Annotated in this window: 10 protein-coding genes and 4 tRNA genes; 12 read left to right on the forward strand and 2 right to left on the reverse strand. The window is 61.3% G+C overall.

Features of this window, described 5'->3' with window-relative positions; translation table 11 throughout:
• Positions 1-19 precede the first annotated feature (19 nt).
• Positions 20-4,351, forward strand: a complete 4,332-nt coding sequence (locus BW14_RS09110; protein ID WP_181161724.1) for a transglutaminase domain-containing protein — start codon at positions 20-22, stop codon at positions 4,349-4,351.
• A 136-nt stretch (positions 4,352-4,487) separates the two neighbouring features.
• On the opposite strand, the gene BW14_RS09115 is transcribed toward BW14_RS09110, so the two are convergent.
• Positions 4,488-5,735: a PLP-dependent aspartate aminotransferase family protein gene (locus tag BW14_RS09115; protein WP_044089135.1), complete on the reverse strand. Its 1,248-nt coding sequence runs from the start codon at positions 5,733-5,735 to the stop codon at positions 4,488-4,490.
• A 112-nt stretch (positions 5,736-5,847) separates the two neighbouring features.
• Here BW14_RS09115 and BW14_RS09120 point away from each other — a divergent pair, with 112 nt between their 5' ends.
• The 9 genes from BW14_RS09120 to dapC all read left to right on the forward strand — a co-directional run bounded on the left by BW14_RS09120 (position 5,848) and on the right by dapC (position 12,495).
• The gene (locus BW14_RS09120; RefSeq protein ID WP_044089134.1) at positions 5,848-6,927 is read left to right on the forward strand and encodes a histidinol-phosphate transaminase; all 1,080 of its coding nucleotides are present in this window, start codon (positions 5,848-5,850) and stop codon (positions 6,925-6,927) included.
• Between the two features lie 275 nt (positions 6,928-7,202).
• Positions 7,203-7,284: transfer RNA gene (locus tag BW14_RS09125), tRNA-Tyr, on the forward strand.
• A gap of 1 nt (position 7,285) precedes the next feature.
• A tRNA-Thr gene (locus BW14_RS09130) sits at positions 7,286-7,357 on the forward strand.
• Positions 7,358-7,361: 4 nt separating this feature from the next.
• A tRNA-Met gene (locus BW14_RS09135) sits at positions 7,362-7,435 on the forward strand.
• A 61-nt stretch (positions 7,436-7,496) separates the two neighbouring features.
• Positions 7,497-7,664: a 50S ribosomal protein L33 gene (rpmG, locus tag BW14_RS09140; protein WP_007053013.1), complete on the forward strand. Its 168-nt coding sequence runs from the start codon at positions 7,497-7,499 to the stop codon at positions 7,662-7,664.
• 141 nt (positions 7,665-7,805) lie between these two features.
• On the forward strand, positions 7,806-9,032 hold the full coding sequence (locus tag BW14_RS09145; protein ID WP_044089133.1) for a UDP-N-acetylmuramate dehydrogenase: 1,227 nt from the start codon (positions 7,806-7,808) through the stop codon (positions 9,030-9,032).
• A 178-nt stretch (positions 9,033-9,210) separates the two neighbouring features.
• Complete coding sequence (locus BW14_RS09150; protein WP_044089132.1) at positions 9,211-10,737, forward strand: amino acid permease; 1,527 nt, start codon at positions 9,211-9,213, stop codon at positions 10,735-10,737.
• Between the two features lie 93 nt (positions 10,738-10,830).
• A complete protein-coding gene (gene fdxA / locus BW14_RS09155) occupies positions 10,831-11,151 on the forward strand; it encodes a ferredoxin (RefSeq protein WP_044089131.1) in 321 nt (106 codons plus the stop codon).
• A 141-nt stretch (positions 11,152-11,292) separates the two neighbouring features.
• Positions 11,293-12,495 (forward strand): succinyldiaminopimelate transaminase, encoded by a 1,203-nt coding sequence (gene dapC / locus BW14_RS09160; RefSeq protein WP_044089130.1) that lies wholly within the window; start codon positions 11,293-11,295, stop codon positions 12,493-12,495.
• A gap of 243 nt (positions 12,496-12,738) precedes the next feature.
• On the opposite strand, the gene dinB is transcribed toward dapC, so the two are convergent.
• Positions 12,739-14,013: a DNA polymerase IV gene (dinB, locus tag BW14_RS09165; protein ID WP_044089129.1), complete on the reverse strand. Its 1,275-nt coding sequence runs from the start codon at positions 14,011-14,013 to the stop codon at positions 12,739-12,741.
• Positions 14,014-14,156: 143 nt separating this feature from the next.
• On the opposite strand from dinB, the gene BW14_RS09170 reads away from it, so the two are divergent.
• A complete protein-coding gene (locus BW14_RS09170) occupies positions 14,157-15,104 on the forward strand; it encodes a DMT family transporter (protein WP_044089128.1) in 948 nt (315 codons plus the stop codon).
• Positions 15,105-15,188: 84 nt separating this feature from the next.
• Positions 15,189-15,278, forward strand: a tRNA-Ser gene (locus BW14_RS09175).
• Positions 15,279-15,530 lie beyond the last annotated feature (252 nt).

Genomic DNA, 15,530 nt, shown 5'->3' on the forward strand with positions numbered 1-15,530 from the left:
GGGCATGGGAGGGCGTCTGATGGCCATGGGCACACGATTCCACCGTCACGGGCTCATCCGTCCGACGTTGGCCGGGCTGATGCTGACGGCAGCCGGTGCGGTCTGCTGCTTCGCCGGTCTGCTGCTCGATGACCGGACACTGATGGATGCCGTCGTCGCCATCGCCGTCGTCATGGTTTGTTCGCTGGGATTCATCATCGCGCAATGGTTCGGATGGCTTGCGCTGGGCTCGCCCGAAGCAGTCCGCCAGATCGAGCAACGTGACCAGAACGGCAAGGTGACGGCACGTCTGACGGGCAAGGTGCCCGAGCGCCGCGGACTGTATTTGACAGTCGGTGTGGAGGTGAGATGGCGCTCACCATTGGGCCTGTTCGCTGCGCGGAAGATACTGCCCGCGCAAGGGGAGACGCTGCGGTTGCCTGATGTGCAGGAGCGGACAGCGCACGGGGCCTCAGGTGTGGACAGACACCGGGCGGGAGCCAGTCAATCCGAGCTCTCGGGTGGTGTGCGAGCCTACGTGCCCGGCGACCCGCTCAAGCTCATTTCCTGGCGTCATACCGCGCATCGTGGCGAGCTGATGACACGGGAGTCCAGCCGTGATACTCGCGCCACCGCGGTGTTCGTGATCAATACCATTGACGCGACCCCCGAACAGCTGGATGCTGAAGTCAACGCCCTGATGCCATGGGTGCATGCCGTGCGACAGCACGGGACGCGGACGACATCCGAGCGGCTTATCATCTCGGATGGCGTGCACAGCCATGAAGGCATCGAAGCGGTCGAACGATTCCTTGCCGCAGTGCAGGTGATGCCGCCCGCGGTAAAGCCGCATGATCATGCGGCCGATGCGGCCGATGACCCGTCAGCCGATGCCCCGTCAGCCGCAGCCCGGGCTGCGACTATTGGCAGACTGGCCATGAACAGCCATGGGCTGGTCCGTATCATCGCATGTGATGCGTCCGATGATCAGGCTCTGGCAAGTGCGTTGCGCCGCTTGCCGACCGCCGACGACACGACCATGCTCGATGCTCCAGTGCTCCGGCAGGACGAGACCGCCACGTATCGAACCATCGACCTGACGCCGGTGAGGAGCGCATTCGACCTACATGCCGGTCGGACTGCATCTCGTGTGGAGACCCGCGCGCCGCGCGGAATACGCCATCGGCTGGCTGCCATCATGCCTGGAATCGCAGGGGCCGTGGCGTTGATGTTCTTCTTCGGCGCGGCGCTCAAGGGCGTCTCCGGCCTTATGTCTCCACCGCGCATGTGGATGTGGTTCGCGGCGGCGTTGTTCGCGCTGATCGCCGTGGATACGGCTGTCGGATATGCGCTGGGCGTGCTGTGGCCCAAACCGCGCGTCTCCTCTTCTTCTTCGCAGACGCAGCCGCGCAGCTCTGTGGTGCGTTTGCGCGACACTCGACCGGTCGCAAGGCTTGCCGGGTTCGCCGCCATCACGCTGATCGCTGCGGCGCTGCTTACAGTCATTCAGTTGCGAACCCAGCTTGGGGCCATCTGGCAATCGACCCAGTACGGTGATGCGCCCAGCACCGTGCCGGGTAAGCTGTCCGCGTCATTCAACGCCTTCACAGTCGACTTCGAGACCGGGTTCGACGAGCTCAACCTGCAGTTGCCGCCACTGAACGTGTCCGAGCGATCCGATCTGTTCCTGACCGTGCTGATCGCCGCCATCGCCATGGTGATCCGTGTGATTCTGGTCTGGCGTGCGTCCATTCCCGTTATGGCGGTACTGCCCGTCGTCGCGCTTGCCGCCGACTATGCGCTCGCAGGACATACGGCACCGTTATGGGCCATAGGGCTCGTCGTCGGGGCTTTCCCGTGTGCGTTGTGGGCGGCCTTTCCGCAGCAGATGCATGGCGGTGCAGGATTTGCCGTGCCGTCGGGGGCGCGAACGCAGATGGGCGGCGCGCATCAACCCGGCCGTGTCGCAGCGTCTCGCCGATTCGCGATGCCGGCTGTCGCGCTCGACGCCTCGCCGCTTCTCGCCGCTGCGCTTGCGGTCGCCGTCACCCTGCCTCTGACCGGTCCGGCGTACGAACTCGCCTACCGGGTGCCGCTATCCATTGGGGAGGGCGGTGGCATGTTCACATCGAACACCGTCAGCCCGATGATCGACCTCAAACGCAACATCACAGCCGGTTCAAGCGCCACCGTGCTCACCTACCAGGCCTACAAACGCCTGTACCTGCGTCTGACCTCGCTCGACGATTTCAACGGTGACACCTGGGGCTATGACCAGGATTTCGCATTGGATGCGGGTCTGTACGGCTCTGGCATTCAGCTTGGACGGGACAGCGACAACGAGCTCACCCGCCGGCAACGTTTCAGCTTCAGCCCGCTTGCCGCCTACATGGACGTATATGGCTATAGAGGCTATAACGTGGCGACCACAAGCTCCGATACGATGGAACGGTTCATGGTCAATGCCAATATCCGCATCGGCGCGTTCAAATCCCGATTCCTTCCGGTGCCAAGCGGCGTCACCTATGTCGAGGGCGCGGGAGGGGATTGGCTGCAGTATCAGGACGGCACCATCTACAATCGTGAGAACGGCACTTCGACGGATACGCGATATATGGCGTATGGCACGGTAATAGACCCCATCACCAACGCTCAGGGCTTCAGCCAGCTGTCGACCATTGTCGATGCGCGCGACGGCATCATGGGCGATGACGCGCAGGTCTCCGATGCCCAGCGTGAGGCATGGAGCCGGGCGCGACGCAATCTGCCGAACACAGGATTGGGGGAGATCGATGGCGATTTCCTGCTGGTACGGGTCCGTATAGGTACTGATGGCGCGGTCACCGGTCCTTCGGGGTGGGACCTTGGCTCGGTCAGCGGCAAGGACAGCGGCGAGGTGACCACCGCGCAGGGGCAACGGTATACCATGCCCGGCAGTATCGCGTTCAACAAAACGGTCATCAGCCAGCTCGGATTGGGCAAGGATGATTATTACCTTGGCGACGGCTCGGGGGGTGACTCCTCGGTGCTGGCATTCCCGCTGGATGTAGAGGACACCGATACCGATTTCGAGGATGGCATCTCCACATTCCATACACACGATATGCAGTGGGACCGGCAGGCGTTCGGTGTGCTGCAGCAGGCCATCCCCAACCTGAGCTCCATGACGACGATTCCGGGCAGCACCACCTCGTACAACCCTGAATATCGCGAACGCGTGCAACGGCTTGTGGAGTACAGCGACAGCCGTGCCCACGAGGACCGGTATACGTCGCTGCCCAAGGAGCTGCCGGACAACATCCGATCAGTCATCGCGCAGGCGCAGGCCGCAGGCATACCCATCACCGGCAGCACCTATGACGACCAGTTGCGCGCCATGCGGTGGCTTGTGGACTACTTCACCAAACCGGAGAACAAGTTCACCTATTCGCTGGACGCCCCGGACGGCGACGGTCGGGACAATCTTCACATCATCGACGATTTCCTCAATCCAGACGGTGGCCATTCCGGATACTGCCAGCATTATGCCTCCGCACTCGCCGTGCTCGGCCGTGCGCTCGGCGTGCCGACGCGCATCGCCATCGGCTACAACGCAGGCGTCGAACCGCGCGATGATGACGGCTACTTCGCCGTGCAGTCCAAGCAACTGCACGCTTGGGTGGAAGCCTATCTGGATGGTGTGGGCTGGGTGCCGTTCGATGTGACGCCCGCCACCACCGAAAACGGTTCGGCATCATCCGATGAGGCTTCAGCTGACTCCTCGGACACCGGTGATTCCAGTGATACCACCACGGCGCCCGAGACGACGGTGACACCCGATTCGTCTCAGGATGACGCCTCGGCGGGCGAGGATGCCGAAAGCCAGGACCAGTCCTCCGATGCCGCCGATTCGACCGAGGACCAGCAGGCCGCCGCTACCGGCTCCGGTACATCTGGCAGCCTTTGGACCCTGGCAGTCGATCGGTTCATGGCCTGGCCGATATGGCTGCGCATTCTGGCTGCGGTTCTTCTGGCTCTGGTGCTGGCTGGCGCCGGTGTCGGCTCGCCGAAACTCTGGCGGTATCTGCGGCGCAGACGTGTGCTGGGCGTCATCTCCCGCGCTGCGGCCGACGATGGCGATCGGAAGCTTGCGGCCGAGGCATGGCGTGCGGCATGGCGAGAGATGCGGAGGGTGGTCCGCCACGCCAAGCCGACCGACACGGATATGGACATAGCCAATGAGATGGCCAGCCGATACCCTGATTGCGCCGACATCGCGACAACCGTCGCGCGCAATGTCACGGCCCTCGCCTTCGGAGGCACGCCTGAACCGGTGAAAGACCTAGCCGAAAGGCTTCAATCCTTCTGGATGCTGACGAAGCGCAAGGACTAATGCCAGCGTGCCATTTGCTGCGCTGGAAACGACGGTGTTATTTTGGCCCCCTCTGACGAGGGGGCTGTCAGCGTAGCTGACTGGGGGAGAGACAGAATATGAGCGAGACAGACCACTAGATATTGTCCGTGGACCTTCACTGAACCGCGAAGCCGGATTCGGACAGCGCGTGGTCGATGTCGCGGATCAGATCATCCGTATCCTCAAGGCCCACGGCCAGACGGAAGAAGCCGCGGTGGAATTCCGGCGGATACAGGTACTGGCGCTCGTCATCCTCGCCGAGGAACACGATTAGAGACTCATCATGGCCCAACGACACGGCTGAGGTGATCACGTTGAGCTTCGAGACGAACCGGTTATGTCCGTCATGGTCAGTATCCAGCCCGAACGCCAGCACGCCGCCGAACCCGGAGTCGGGTCGGGCCAGTTCGCTGACCGCCACGTCGTGATGCGGGTGCGATTCCAATCCCGGATACGCTACGAAGCGCACTGACGGAATGGATTCGAGATGCTTGGCAATGGCCAGTGCCGAAGCATTGTGCTGGCGGATGCGCAACGGCAGCGTCACCGAGCCGCGGTTGATGAGCCAGGCGTTGAACGGGGAGATGATGCCGCCGAAATTCACCTGCGCGGTGAAGCGGATTGCATTGGTGCGCTCCTTGGTGGTGGCGATTACGCCGCCGAGGGCATCGCCGTGGCCATTGATGTATTTGGTCAGCGATTCGATGACGATGTCCGCGCCCAAGTCGATGGGACGAACGTTGTATGGCGTGTTGAACGTGTTGTCCACGCTCACCAGCGTTTCGGTGCCGGTGTGCTCGCCATGCTCATGCACCAGCGCGGCGATGGCCTTGATGTCGGACACCTTGAGTGTCGGGTTGGCCGGTGTCTCTATATGCACCAGTTTGGTGTTCGGGCGGAGAGCATCGGCCACGTTCTGTGGGTCCGAGGTGTCCACGATGGTGGTTTCGATGCCATACTTCTCCGGCAGGATCTGGTTGAGCAGGCGGTAGGCGGCGATATACGTGGTGTCGGAGAAGATCGCGTGGTCGCCACGATTGAGGAATGTGGTGAATGTGGCGGCGAGGACGGCGACTCCGGAGGCCAGCACCACTGCGTCTTCGGTGCCTTCGAGCCTGGCGAGCTTTTCTTCGAGATAGCGCTGGTTCGGATGCCCGTTGCGGGTGTAGAGGTTCACGTCCGAGCTGGACCAGTTGATGTCGGATGGGTCATAGGGCAACGCATAGGCGTTGGCCAGCGTGATGGGTCGACGAATCGCGCCGGTTTCGGCGTCGACACCGTTGCCGAGATGGATGGACAGCGTGCCGAACCCCAATGGCTTGCCGTCGAACGATGTGCCGTGATGTACAAGATCTGAAGTCATGTGCCCAGCATGCCAGCGGACATCATTGCGCGCAAGGGATGCCCAATGCCCGCAAACCGCTATAATTCGGGCCTTTTGAGCGGCATATAGGAAAACGGTATAGGATGGTGTCATGAGTTTCAAACATCGCAGTATCATCGATACCATTCCCTCGTACAAACAGGGGAAGCCGGCTCCCAAGGTGGAGGGCCAGCGCTCCTTCAAGGTTTCCAGCAACGAAAACGCTTTCGACCCGCTGCCCAGCGTGGTCAAGGCCATCGAAAGCCACGCGTTGCCGCATCTCAACCGCTATCCGGACATGCGCGGTTGGGCCGTGGTGGAGCGCCTCGGTGAGGAGATCGGCGTCAAGCCGGAGAACATCGTGCTCGGTTGCGGCTCCACCGAAGTCATTACGCAGCTGGTGCAGCTTGTAGCCGGTCCGGGTGATGAAGTCGTTTACCCGTGGCGCAGCTTCGAGGCGTATCCGATCATCGTGGCCGGTGCCGGCGCCACCAGCGTGCAGGTGCCCAACCTGCCGGACGGCTCGCATGACATCGACGGGCTCATCGATGCCGTGAATGAGAAGACTCGCCTGGTCATCGTCAACAATCCGAACAATCCGACCTCCACGTCGGTGGCCGCGGAAGACGCCCGCCGCCTGATGGAAGCGGTACCCTCAGATGTGCTGGTGCTGTTCGACGAGGCCTACTTCCAATTCAACACAGATCCCAACACGTCGGTGGCAATGGACCTGTTCCGCGAATTCCCGAATGTGGTGGTCGCCCACACCTTCTCCAAGGCCTACGGTCTGGCCGGCCTGCGCATCGGTTACGGCATCGCGCCCGAGGATGTGATCGACGGCATGCGCAAGGTGGCGCTTCCGTTCGGCGTGACCGACGTGGCGCAGACCGCCGCGCTTGCCAGCCTGGATGCATACGACGAGTTGACCGACAGGGTCAAGTCGATTATTTCCGAGCGCAACCGTGTGGTGGCCGCACTGAAGAAGCAGGGATGGGATTTCCCGGAGCCGTATGCCAACTTCTTCTGGCTGCCTCTGGGTGAGAAGACCGATGCCGCCGCCGCCCAGTTCCTGGCTGCTGGCCTGTCCACACGCGTCTTTTCCGGTGAGGGCATCCGTATCTCCATCGGCGAGGCGGAGGCCAACGACTTGGTCATCGACGTGTGCTCCAAGCTCAAGGCGGCCGGCTTTTAGTATCCCGCATAAATTGGAGGCTCCCCTTGTCAGGGGAGCTGGCCCGCGAAGCGGGACTGAGGGGTAGTGAATTCGTCAACGAATTCCTGACTCAGGATATAGTATCCCGCGCCGTTAGTTCGAAAGGCCGGTTTCCCTTGGAATTGCAAGGGGAGCCGGCCTTCTGGCAAGGTGGCGACACGCCGAGGCGCGCCCTAAAGTTGCGTCCGTCCGCCAGATGTGTTTATATATCCGAGTTGCCTGTTGAGGTCAAACACCGCGGCGGGAAACAGACTGGCGGATTTCCCAAGCGGTCAAAGGGAGCTGACTGTAAATCAGCCGCTTCGTGCTTCAGTGGTTCGAATCCACTATCCGCCACGCCCCGATAGCTCAGTGGTAGAGCACTTCCTTGGTAAGGAAGAGGTCGTGAGTCCAATTCTCACTCGGGGCTCTCTGGCGGGGTAGCTCAGCTGGCTAGAGCGTACGACTCATAATCGTAAGGTCAAGAGTTCGAGCCTCTTCCTCGCTACAAACTGCGCCCGCTAACCGGTGGGCGCTTACTATACCTAGTAACACAGAGGTGAATGAGAATGGCTAAGAGCGCCGACATCCGTCCGGGCATCACGCTGGCCTGCACCGAGTGCAAGGAGCGCAACTACATCACGACCAAGAACCGTCGTAACACCCCGGATCGTCTTGAACTCAAGAAGTTCTGCCCTCGTTGCGGCAAGCAGACCGTGCACCGCGAGACTCGTTGATTCGAGACTCTGCCTGCAAAGCATCACGCTTCAAACCCGACCCCAACCGGTCGGGTTTTTCGTATGCCCTTTCGTGCGGCACCCCCATTGTGATGCGTCAGACGGACAGACGAGCATCGGCACGCACTAGGATAAGGAACCATGACCAGTTTTGCAGACATCACCACTATGGGCGTGGGCGGCGAAATCGCTCACTTTGTTGAACCGACCACACGCGTCGGACTGATCGAAGCCGTCGAAGATGCCGACTCCAAAGGACTGCCTCTGGTGGTCATCGGTGGAGGCTCGAACATGCTTATCGCCGATGAACCGTTCAATGGCGTAGTGGTTCGTGACGCCCGTCGTCAGATCACCGTGCCTGACGAGGCGGCTCCTGTGGAGGGACAAGACCGCACCGTGCATGTCAATGCCGAGGCCGGTGCCAACTGGGATGACTTCGTGGCGTTCACCGTGGAGCTTGGCCTTGAGGGCGTGGAAGGGCTTTCCGGCATCCCCGGCACTGTGGGTGCCTCGGTGGTGCAGAACATCGGCGCATACGGGCAGGAGGTCGCCACATCGGTCGAATCGGTGGAAGTGTGGGACCGCAAGACCAAGACGACGCGCGACCTCACCCCATCCGATCTTCATTTCGGCTACCGTTATTCCGCACTCAAGGCGAGCATGTACGAGAGCCCGGGCCATCCGGCGGCCGAATTCTTCCCTACGCCACGGTTTGTGGTGCTGTCCGTGACCTTTGCGTTGACCCACTCGTCGCAAGGCACTGTGGGCTATGGGCAGTTGGCCAAGGCGCTCGGCGTCGAAGTGGGCGACCGCATGGCCACGCGCGATATTCGCGAAGCCGTGATCAAGGTGCGTGCTACCAAAGGCATGCTCGAGGACCCCAACCGCTATGCGTCGCCTCAGATGGCGGGCACCAAGCGGGAATCCAATGTATTGCTTGACCTCAAGCGATTGGCTGATACGAATGCCGCCGCCGGCATCGCTCAGGATGACGAAGGTCTGCCGGCTCCCGATTACAACCGGCACAGCTGCGGATCGTTCTTCATGAATCCGATCCTCACCGCAGACCAGGCCGCCGCTCTTCCCGAAGACGCCCCGAGGTTCAGCGCCACATTCCCCAATGGCGACCCTGGTGTAAAGACTTCCGCCGCATGGCTCATCGACCATGCCGGATGTCATAAGGGCTTCGCCGTCGAACCGGATGCTCCCGCCAGCCTGTCGACTCTGCATACATTGGCGCTGACCAATCGCGGACATGCCACGGCCAAGGACATCGAGCGTCTGGCCCGTGCCGTGCAGCAGGCCGTGAAGCATGCGTTCGGCATCGATCTGGTGCCCGAGCCCGTATGTGTGGGCGTGCTTGATTGAGCGACCTGTCTGAGTTGACCTGTCTTGCCTAATCCTGTCGCATGCGGTCTTGCTCGTCGGCGAAAACGGATAACAGGCAGCAAACGGTAATAGACAAGTCACACAGCCTCTTCTATACTCGGATTTCGTTATTTTTGCGTGCACCTGCCGTGTACTCGAGAGAAAAGAGAAGGCTGTTATGCAACTGTTCCGAACGAAATCCGTCGAACAGACCATTGCCGAAACAGGTGAAGAGGGCCGCAAGCTCAAGCGCAACCTGACGTGGTGGGATCTGTCCATTATGGGTGTGGCCGTGGCCGTTGGTGCCGGCATCTTCTCCGTGGGCGCACAGGCCGCCGCGTTCCATGCCGGTCCGGCGGTGATCATCAGCTTCCTGATCGCTGGCATTGTCTGCGGTGCCGCTGTGATGTGCTATGCGGAATTCGCCTCGATGATTCCGGTGGCAGGTTCCGCCTACACCTTCACCTATACCACGGTCGGTGAGATCATGGCATGGATCATCGGCTGGGATCTGATCCTGGAGATGCTGATGGCCGGTTCGGTGATCTCCAAATACTGGGGTGTGTATCTCAATGATTTCATGCGCCTGATGGGTTGGGGCCTCAACACCAACATCACAATCGGCGGTTTTGCCGTCGACGTCGCGCCCATCATCATCGTGGCGTTCTTCACCGTCCTGCTCGTGTTCGGCACCAAGATCGGCGCTCGTGTGGACGGCGCGATGACCGTGCTCAAGATCGCCATCGTGTTCTTCGTGGTGATTGTCGGCTTCTTCTACGTCAAGGCCTCGAACTTCACGCCGTTCGTTCCGCCGAGCCAGCCTGCGGACAGCGTGCAGAGCTCCGCCGCCGTCGCTGGTGCCATGGGACAGCCGTTGTGGCAGTGGGCCACAGGCATGACGCCATCCATCTACGGTGTGCCCGGCATCCTGTCCGGTGCCGCCCTTGTGTTCTTCGCGTTCATCGGCTTCGATGTGGTGGCCACCGCCTCCGAGGAAACCAAGGACCCGCATAGGAACGTGCCGCTGGGCATCGGTGTGGGCATGGCCCTGATCATCGTGATGTACATGCTTGTGGCCATTGTGACCACCGGTATGGTTTCCTACACGGACCTCGCCAAGCAGGACAGCCCCTCGCTCGCCACCGCATTTGAGCTGGTGGGGGCCAACTGGGCTGCCAAGATCATCAGCTTCGGCATCGTGCTGGGGCTCGCCACCGTGGTCATGGTGCTGCTGCTGGGCTTGACCCGCATCGTGTTCGCCATGAGCCGTGACGGCCTGCTGCCGCGAGGCCTGTCCAAGACCGGCAAGCATGGCACTCCTGCCGGTTTGCAGATCGGTGTGGGCGTAGTGGTGGCGCTTGTCGCCGCGTTCTTCGACATCGGCGTGCTCTCCGACATGGTGAACATCGGCACGCTCTCCGCGTTCACGCTGGTGGCCATCTCCATCCCGATCATGCGCGCCAAGCGCCCCGATCTGCCGCGAGCCTTCAAGATGCCGGGCAATCCTTGGATTCCTATCCTGATCGCGTTGGCCAACTTCTGGCTGATGCTGAACCTTACCGTGCTCACGTGGATTCGTTTCGTGGTGTGGCTGGCGGTCGGTTTCGCCATCTACTTCGGCTATGGCTATTGGCATGCGCGCCTGGGCAAGGGCGATCTGACTGAGCAGCTCTCCGCCGAGACCGATAAGGCAGTCAACGGCTGACGCTCTGCCGAGGTACCCGGGATGCCGAGGATCGCCGGGCGCGTCCGGTCGCGAGCCTAGAATTGACACAGCGTTATTTCCAAGGAGGATTCCATGCCATATGTTGTTGCCCAGCCTTGCGTGGATGTCAAGGACAAGGCATGTGTGGACGAGTGCCCGGTCGACTGCATCTATGAGGGTTCCCGCTCGCTGTACATCAATCCCAACGAGTGCGTCGATTGCGGCGCGTGTGAACCCGTGTGTCCCACCGAGGCCATCTTCTACGAGGACGACCTGCCGGATGAGTGGGCTTGGTACAAGGATGCCGCAGTGAGCTTCTTCAACGAGGTCGGTGACATGGGCGGTGCTTCCGCCGCTGGCCCGATCGGCAAGGATCCCGAGCAGGTGGCTGCCCTGCCTCCGCAGAATCAATGAGATTCTGTGGCTCCCCTCAGTGAGGGAGCGTTGCCAGCGAAGCTGACTGAGGAGAAGTAGGCCGACACATCTCGAACCCCCGACCATTGAGGCCGGGGGTTCGTCATATCGTGAATACAGTACGCTGAAGAAAGGGTTCCGATGGGTTTCCATGCATATTCCTCCCCCTACGATTGGTCCCGTATCGCCGGGTACAAAGCCACTGCCAAAGCCGCCCCGGGAGGCATGGTCGACCTTTCCGTCGGCTCGCCCGTCGATCCGGTGCCGGCCAGCGTGCAGCAGGCACTGGTTGCGTCCGCCGATGCGGCCAATGCGCATGGCTATCCGGTGACTGCCGGTTCCACAGATCTCAAAGAAGCCATGGATGCATGGTTCAGGCGGATACGAGGCGTGGATCTCAAGTCCATTAACGCGGCCGTGGTGCCCACGGTCGGGTCCAAGGAGGCAGTGGCCTTGATGGCCAGTCTGCTGCATTTGGGGCCTGGAGATGTGGTGGTGCAGCCCAAGGTCTCGTATCCGACGTATGAAATCGGCACTCAACTTGCCGGGGCCACGGTGCTCAAGGTCGATGATGTGGCCGATGTGGAGTCATGGGTCGATGAGCCGAACATCAAGGCCATATGGGTGAACTCGCCGTGCAATCCCACCGGCGAGGTCATCGGTGCCGATTGGCTGGCGGAAATCGTCGCTGCGGCTCGTCGTATCGGTGCAGTGGTGCTTTCCGACGAATGCTATGCCCTGATGGATTGGCGTTCCGGGCGCGCCAAGATGCCCGGTGCCGGAGCGCAGTCGGACGACGGCGGGTCCAACGAGCCTGCCGCAGCCGAGTCGTTCAGCCTGTCCGCCACACCATGCGCGCTGAACCCGCAGGTGTGCGAGGGGTCCGCCGACGGCATTCTGGTGCTGTATTCGCTGTCCAAACAGTCGAACATGGCTGGATATCGCACGGCATTGATCGCAGGCGACTACCGTCTGGTCCGTGAGATGAGCGAATACCGCAAGCAGATCGGTGAGATCATTCCCGGGCCGGTCCAGGCGGCCATGGCCGCAGGGTTGCGCGATACAGCCGCCGTGCATGAGCAGTGGGGACGTTATCATCGTCGTCTGACCTGGTTGGTCGACGCCTTGGGAGCATACGGCTATCAGGTGCGGATGCCTGCCGGAGCGCTATACGTCTGGGTCAAGGCCAAGTCCGGCGATTGCTGGACGGACATGGCCGAGCTCGCCAAGATCGGTATCATTCCCAGCCCGGGTGAATTCTACGGGGCTCCCGCATACCTGCGGTTTTCCGCCACCGCCACTGACGAAGCCATCCAATCCGCCTGCAGGCGTCTAGTCGCGTAGCGTCAGAAATAAGTTGTATTCTCGGCTCCCCTTGTCAGGGGAGCTGGCCCCGTGAAGTGTCGGACTGTTCTTCTGTGTACATCGGCTCCCCTTGTCAGGGGAGCTGTCCCGCGAAGCGGGACTGAGGGGTAGTCATTGTCAACGAACTGTTGAGGCAGTACACCAGTCGCGTAGCGTCAGTGCCATCGCGCTTTGTGGTTCGAGTCGCATTCGCATCGATATGTGAACCGTCAAAGTGGGAAGTCATACGCCGAGTCTTGCGGCTTGGTTTCCGAATCTGCGGCGCACGGCGTCCAAAGCCGCTTCAGCGTCATGACGGCGGGTTTGGGCAGTTCGGTTGCGCGAGTCATCGGCCTCTTCGAGCATGTCGTCCAAGGAGGGTTGCACAGCGGTGGACGCTGTCTCGCTGAGCGAAGAGACGCTCATGCCCGCTAGGCGTATGGTTTTGGGCAGCGGCACATCGGTAGGAGCATCAGCCGGGATGCCCAGCATGATGCGCAGCTGCCGCACGCACACGGGATACAGCACGCCGGCGGTGTCGGTCGGGCGTTCCATGGTGAATGAACGGGTCTGATAGCTCAGATCGGCAAACCGCAGCTTCACCGTGACCGTGCGCGCCAGCAAGCGCTTGCGTCGAAGCGTGCCGGCAACCTCGTCGCACGCCGAGCGCAACAGTCCGCACACCATGGCCATATCCTTGGTGTCCTGCATCAGCGTGCGTTCCGATCCGATGGATTTCTCCTCACGCACCGGCGTGACCTGTCTGGCATCCAGCCCGTGGGAAGCCGCCCACAGGCCACGTGCCGCAGCGGTAGACCCGGTGGCGCGCACCAATGCCGTTTCATCCATATCCGCCAGCTGCGCCACTGAGGTCACGCCCCACGCGTTAAGACGTTTCTCCAAGGATGGACCGATGCCCGGAATGCCACGCAACGGCATCATCTGCACGAATTCGGCGGATCTGGCCGCCGGAATAAGCAGCATGCCATCCGGCTTGGCGTTGGTCGAGGCCATTTTGGCCACGAGCTTGTTGGCTGCGATGCCCACCGAACAGGTCACAAGGAAGCGTTTCTGTACCTGCTGCCGTATCCACGAGCCGATGGCGCTGGGTCTTTCCCATGCGAGTAGCGCCGCAGAGACGTCCATGTACCCCTCATCCACCGACACCTGCTCGAAACGGTCCGTGACCGTGAGGAACACCTCGTGCATGATGCGATGCGACATCATGCGGTAATACCGCATATCCACCGGCAGGAAAACACCGTTCGGGCACAGTTGCCGGGCCCGTGCCGAAGGCATCGCCGAATTGATGCCGTAGCGTCGCGCCTCGTAGCTTGCGGCGGACACCACCGATCGCGGGCCGGTGCCGATGATCACCGGCTTGCCGGCAAGCTCGGGGTGGCGCGCCACCTCAAGCGAGGCATAGAACGCGTCCATATCGATATGCAGCACCGTGCAACCGGTCTCATCATGACCCCAATCGCGTTTGGCTGCGGCCAGCCTCGGTGCATTGCTCATAGACACCATTGTAGGAACCGGATGCGTGATGAATCCTTCCATAAACGAAAGGTGTCTCATGGCGAGGTCCGCATGATGTCGCCGTCCGCGCCTGAGATGCGCCCGGTTGGTGGTGTCCCGGCAAACCGAGTAGCGTGAACCGCATGAAGAAGATAGTGGTCGAAATCCTCAATCGTGTTCCTGTGGCGCTGATCGTGATCGGTGAGGCGCTCATCATCTACACGGCGACGGCCATCGCCAAACTCGCCTTCACCCAGCTGGACCCGCTCTACTCGGTGTGGTATCGCGTGGGATTCATGGTGCTGATGCTGTTGCTGTGGCGCAGGCCGTGGCAACGCGCCAAGCGCGGGCGATTGTTCCGCCGTAGCGCCCGCAGCTGGGGATTGCTGGTCTTGCTGGGTGTTTCCTTGGTCCTGATGAACACGATGTTCTATGTGGCCATCAGCAATATGGACATGGGCATCGCCGTGGCCATCGAGTTCATCGGGCCGTTGTCGGTGGCGGTGATCACCGGACGCAGCTGGCGTGAAAGGCTGGGCATCGGCATCGCGGCGGTCGGCGTGGTGCTGCTCGCCGGCATATCGTTGTCCGATCCTTCGGGCGGCGGACATTTTCTCATCGGCCTGATTGCCATTCTGATCGGCGGATCGATGTGGGGCGTCTATATCGTCACCGGACGGAAGGTCGCCGCAGGCGGCAACTCGTTGGACAACCTCTGCATCGCCGTGACCATAGGATGGGCGGCGCAATCGATGGTTCTCGGCGTGCCGGCGGTACAGCATGTGATTCATCCCAAAGCCGATGCCACATGGGCTCTTGAGCCATTCGGCCCGCTGAAACTGCTGCTGTTGCTGTTCGTGATCTCGTTGCTGGCGTCGTTCATCCCGTATGTGGTGGAGCAGATCACGCTGCGTCGCACATCCTCCGGTACGTTCTCCGTCATGCAGTCCATCAATCCGGCTGTGGCAGTGGGAGTCGGTCTGGTGTTCGGCGAGGTTCCGGGAATCGGCGAACTGATCGGTGTTGCACTGGTGATTCTCGCCGTAATCGTCACCTTCTCCGGCGACGCTTCGCCGGCTAAGGGTGACTGATGTGACTTTATATGTCCGCCACGCGGCACGCCGCATCCACGACTCGTGGTACAGTAGTTTGCTGTTGCGCTCGATGCGTAACATGGAGTCATGCCTGAGTGGCCGATAGGGGCACCCTGCTAAGGTGTTAGTCGCGTAAGCGGCTCGAGGGTTCGAATCCCTCTGACTCCGCCACCAAGGGTTTCGGGCAATCGCCCGGAACCCTTTTTTCATGCCGAAAACGGCGGTATTCCAACGGTTTCAAGCCGTTTCCGCGCTTGCCGGCCATTCGCGCGAAGGTGCGTAGTGGCGCGTTCTTATGGGCGTGATAGACGGTAAACAGAGTGGTAACAGATAACGGATACGGCGCCAGCGAATTGTCCACTACATATGCGGTATGTAGCGGAGCCGGAGGTACGCCATTGTCCGCCGTCTCCGGGTTTTATT

Origin of the sequence: Bifidobacterium sp. UTBIF-68 (assembly GCF_006408855.1) — a bacterium.
In the GTDB taxonomy this organism is placed as follows: domain Bacteria; phylum Actinomycetota; class Actinomycetes; order Actinomycetales; family Bifidobacteriaceae; genus Bifidobacterium; species Bifidobacterium reuteri.

What these genes read in the sequence shown, in the direction of transcription:
- BW14_RS09110 (WP_181161724.1), top strand. Translation starts at nt 20, where the DNA reads ATGGCCATGGGCACACGATTCCACCGTCACGGGCTCATCCGTCCGACG.
- BW14_RS09115 (WP_044089135.1), bottom strand. Translation starts at nt 5,735, where the DNA reads ATGACTTCAGATCTTGTACATCACGGCACATCGTTCGACGGCAAGCCA.
- BW14_RS09120 (WP_044089134.1), top strand. Translation starts at nt 5,848, where the DNA reads ATGAGTTTCAAACATCGCAGTATCATCGATACCATTCCCTCGTACAAA.
- rpmG (WP_007053013.1), top strand. Translation starts at nt 7,497, where the DNA reads ATGGCTAAGAGCGCCGACATCCGTCCGGGCATCACGCTGGCCTGCACC.
- BW14_RS09145 (WP_044089133.1), top strand. Translation starts at nt 7,806, where the DNA reads ATGACCAGTTTTGCAGACATCACCACTATGGGCGTGGGCGGCGAAATC.
- BW14_RS09150 (WP_044089132.1), top strand. Translation starts at nt 9,211, where the DNA reads ATGCAACTGTTCCGAACGAAATCCGTCGAACAGACCATTGCCGAAACA.
- fdxA (WP_044089131.1), top strand. Translation starts at nt 10,831, where the DNA reads ATGCCATATGTTGTTGCCCAGCCTTGCGTGGATGTCAAGGACAAGGCA.
- dapC (WP_044089130.1), top strand. Translation starts at nt 11,293, where the DNA reads ATGGGTTTCCATGCATATTCCTCCCCCTACGATTGGTCCCGTATCGCC.
- dinB (WP_044089129.1), bottom strand. Translation starts at nt 14,013, where the DNA reads ATGAGCAATGCACCGAGGCTGGCCGCAGCCAAACGCGATTGGGGTCAT.
- BW14_RS09170 (WP_044089128.1), top strand. Translation starts at nt 14,157, where the DNA reads ATGAAGAAGATAGTGGTCGAAATCCTCAATCGTGTTCCTGTGGCGCTG.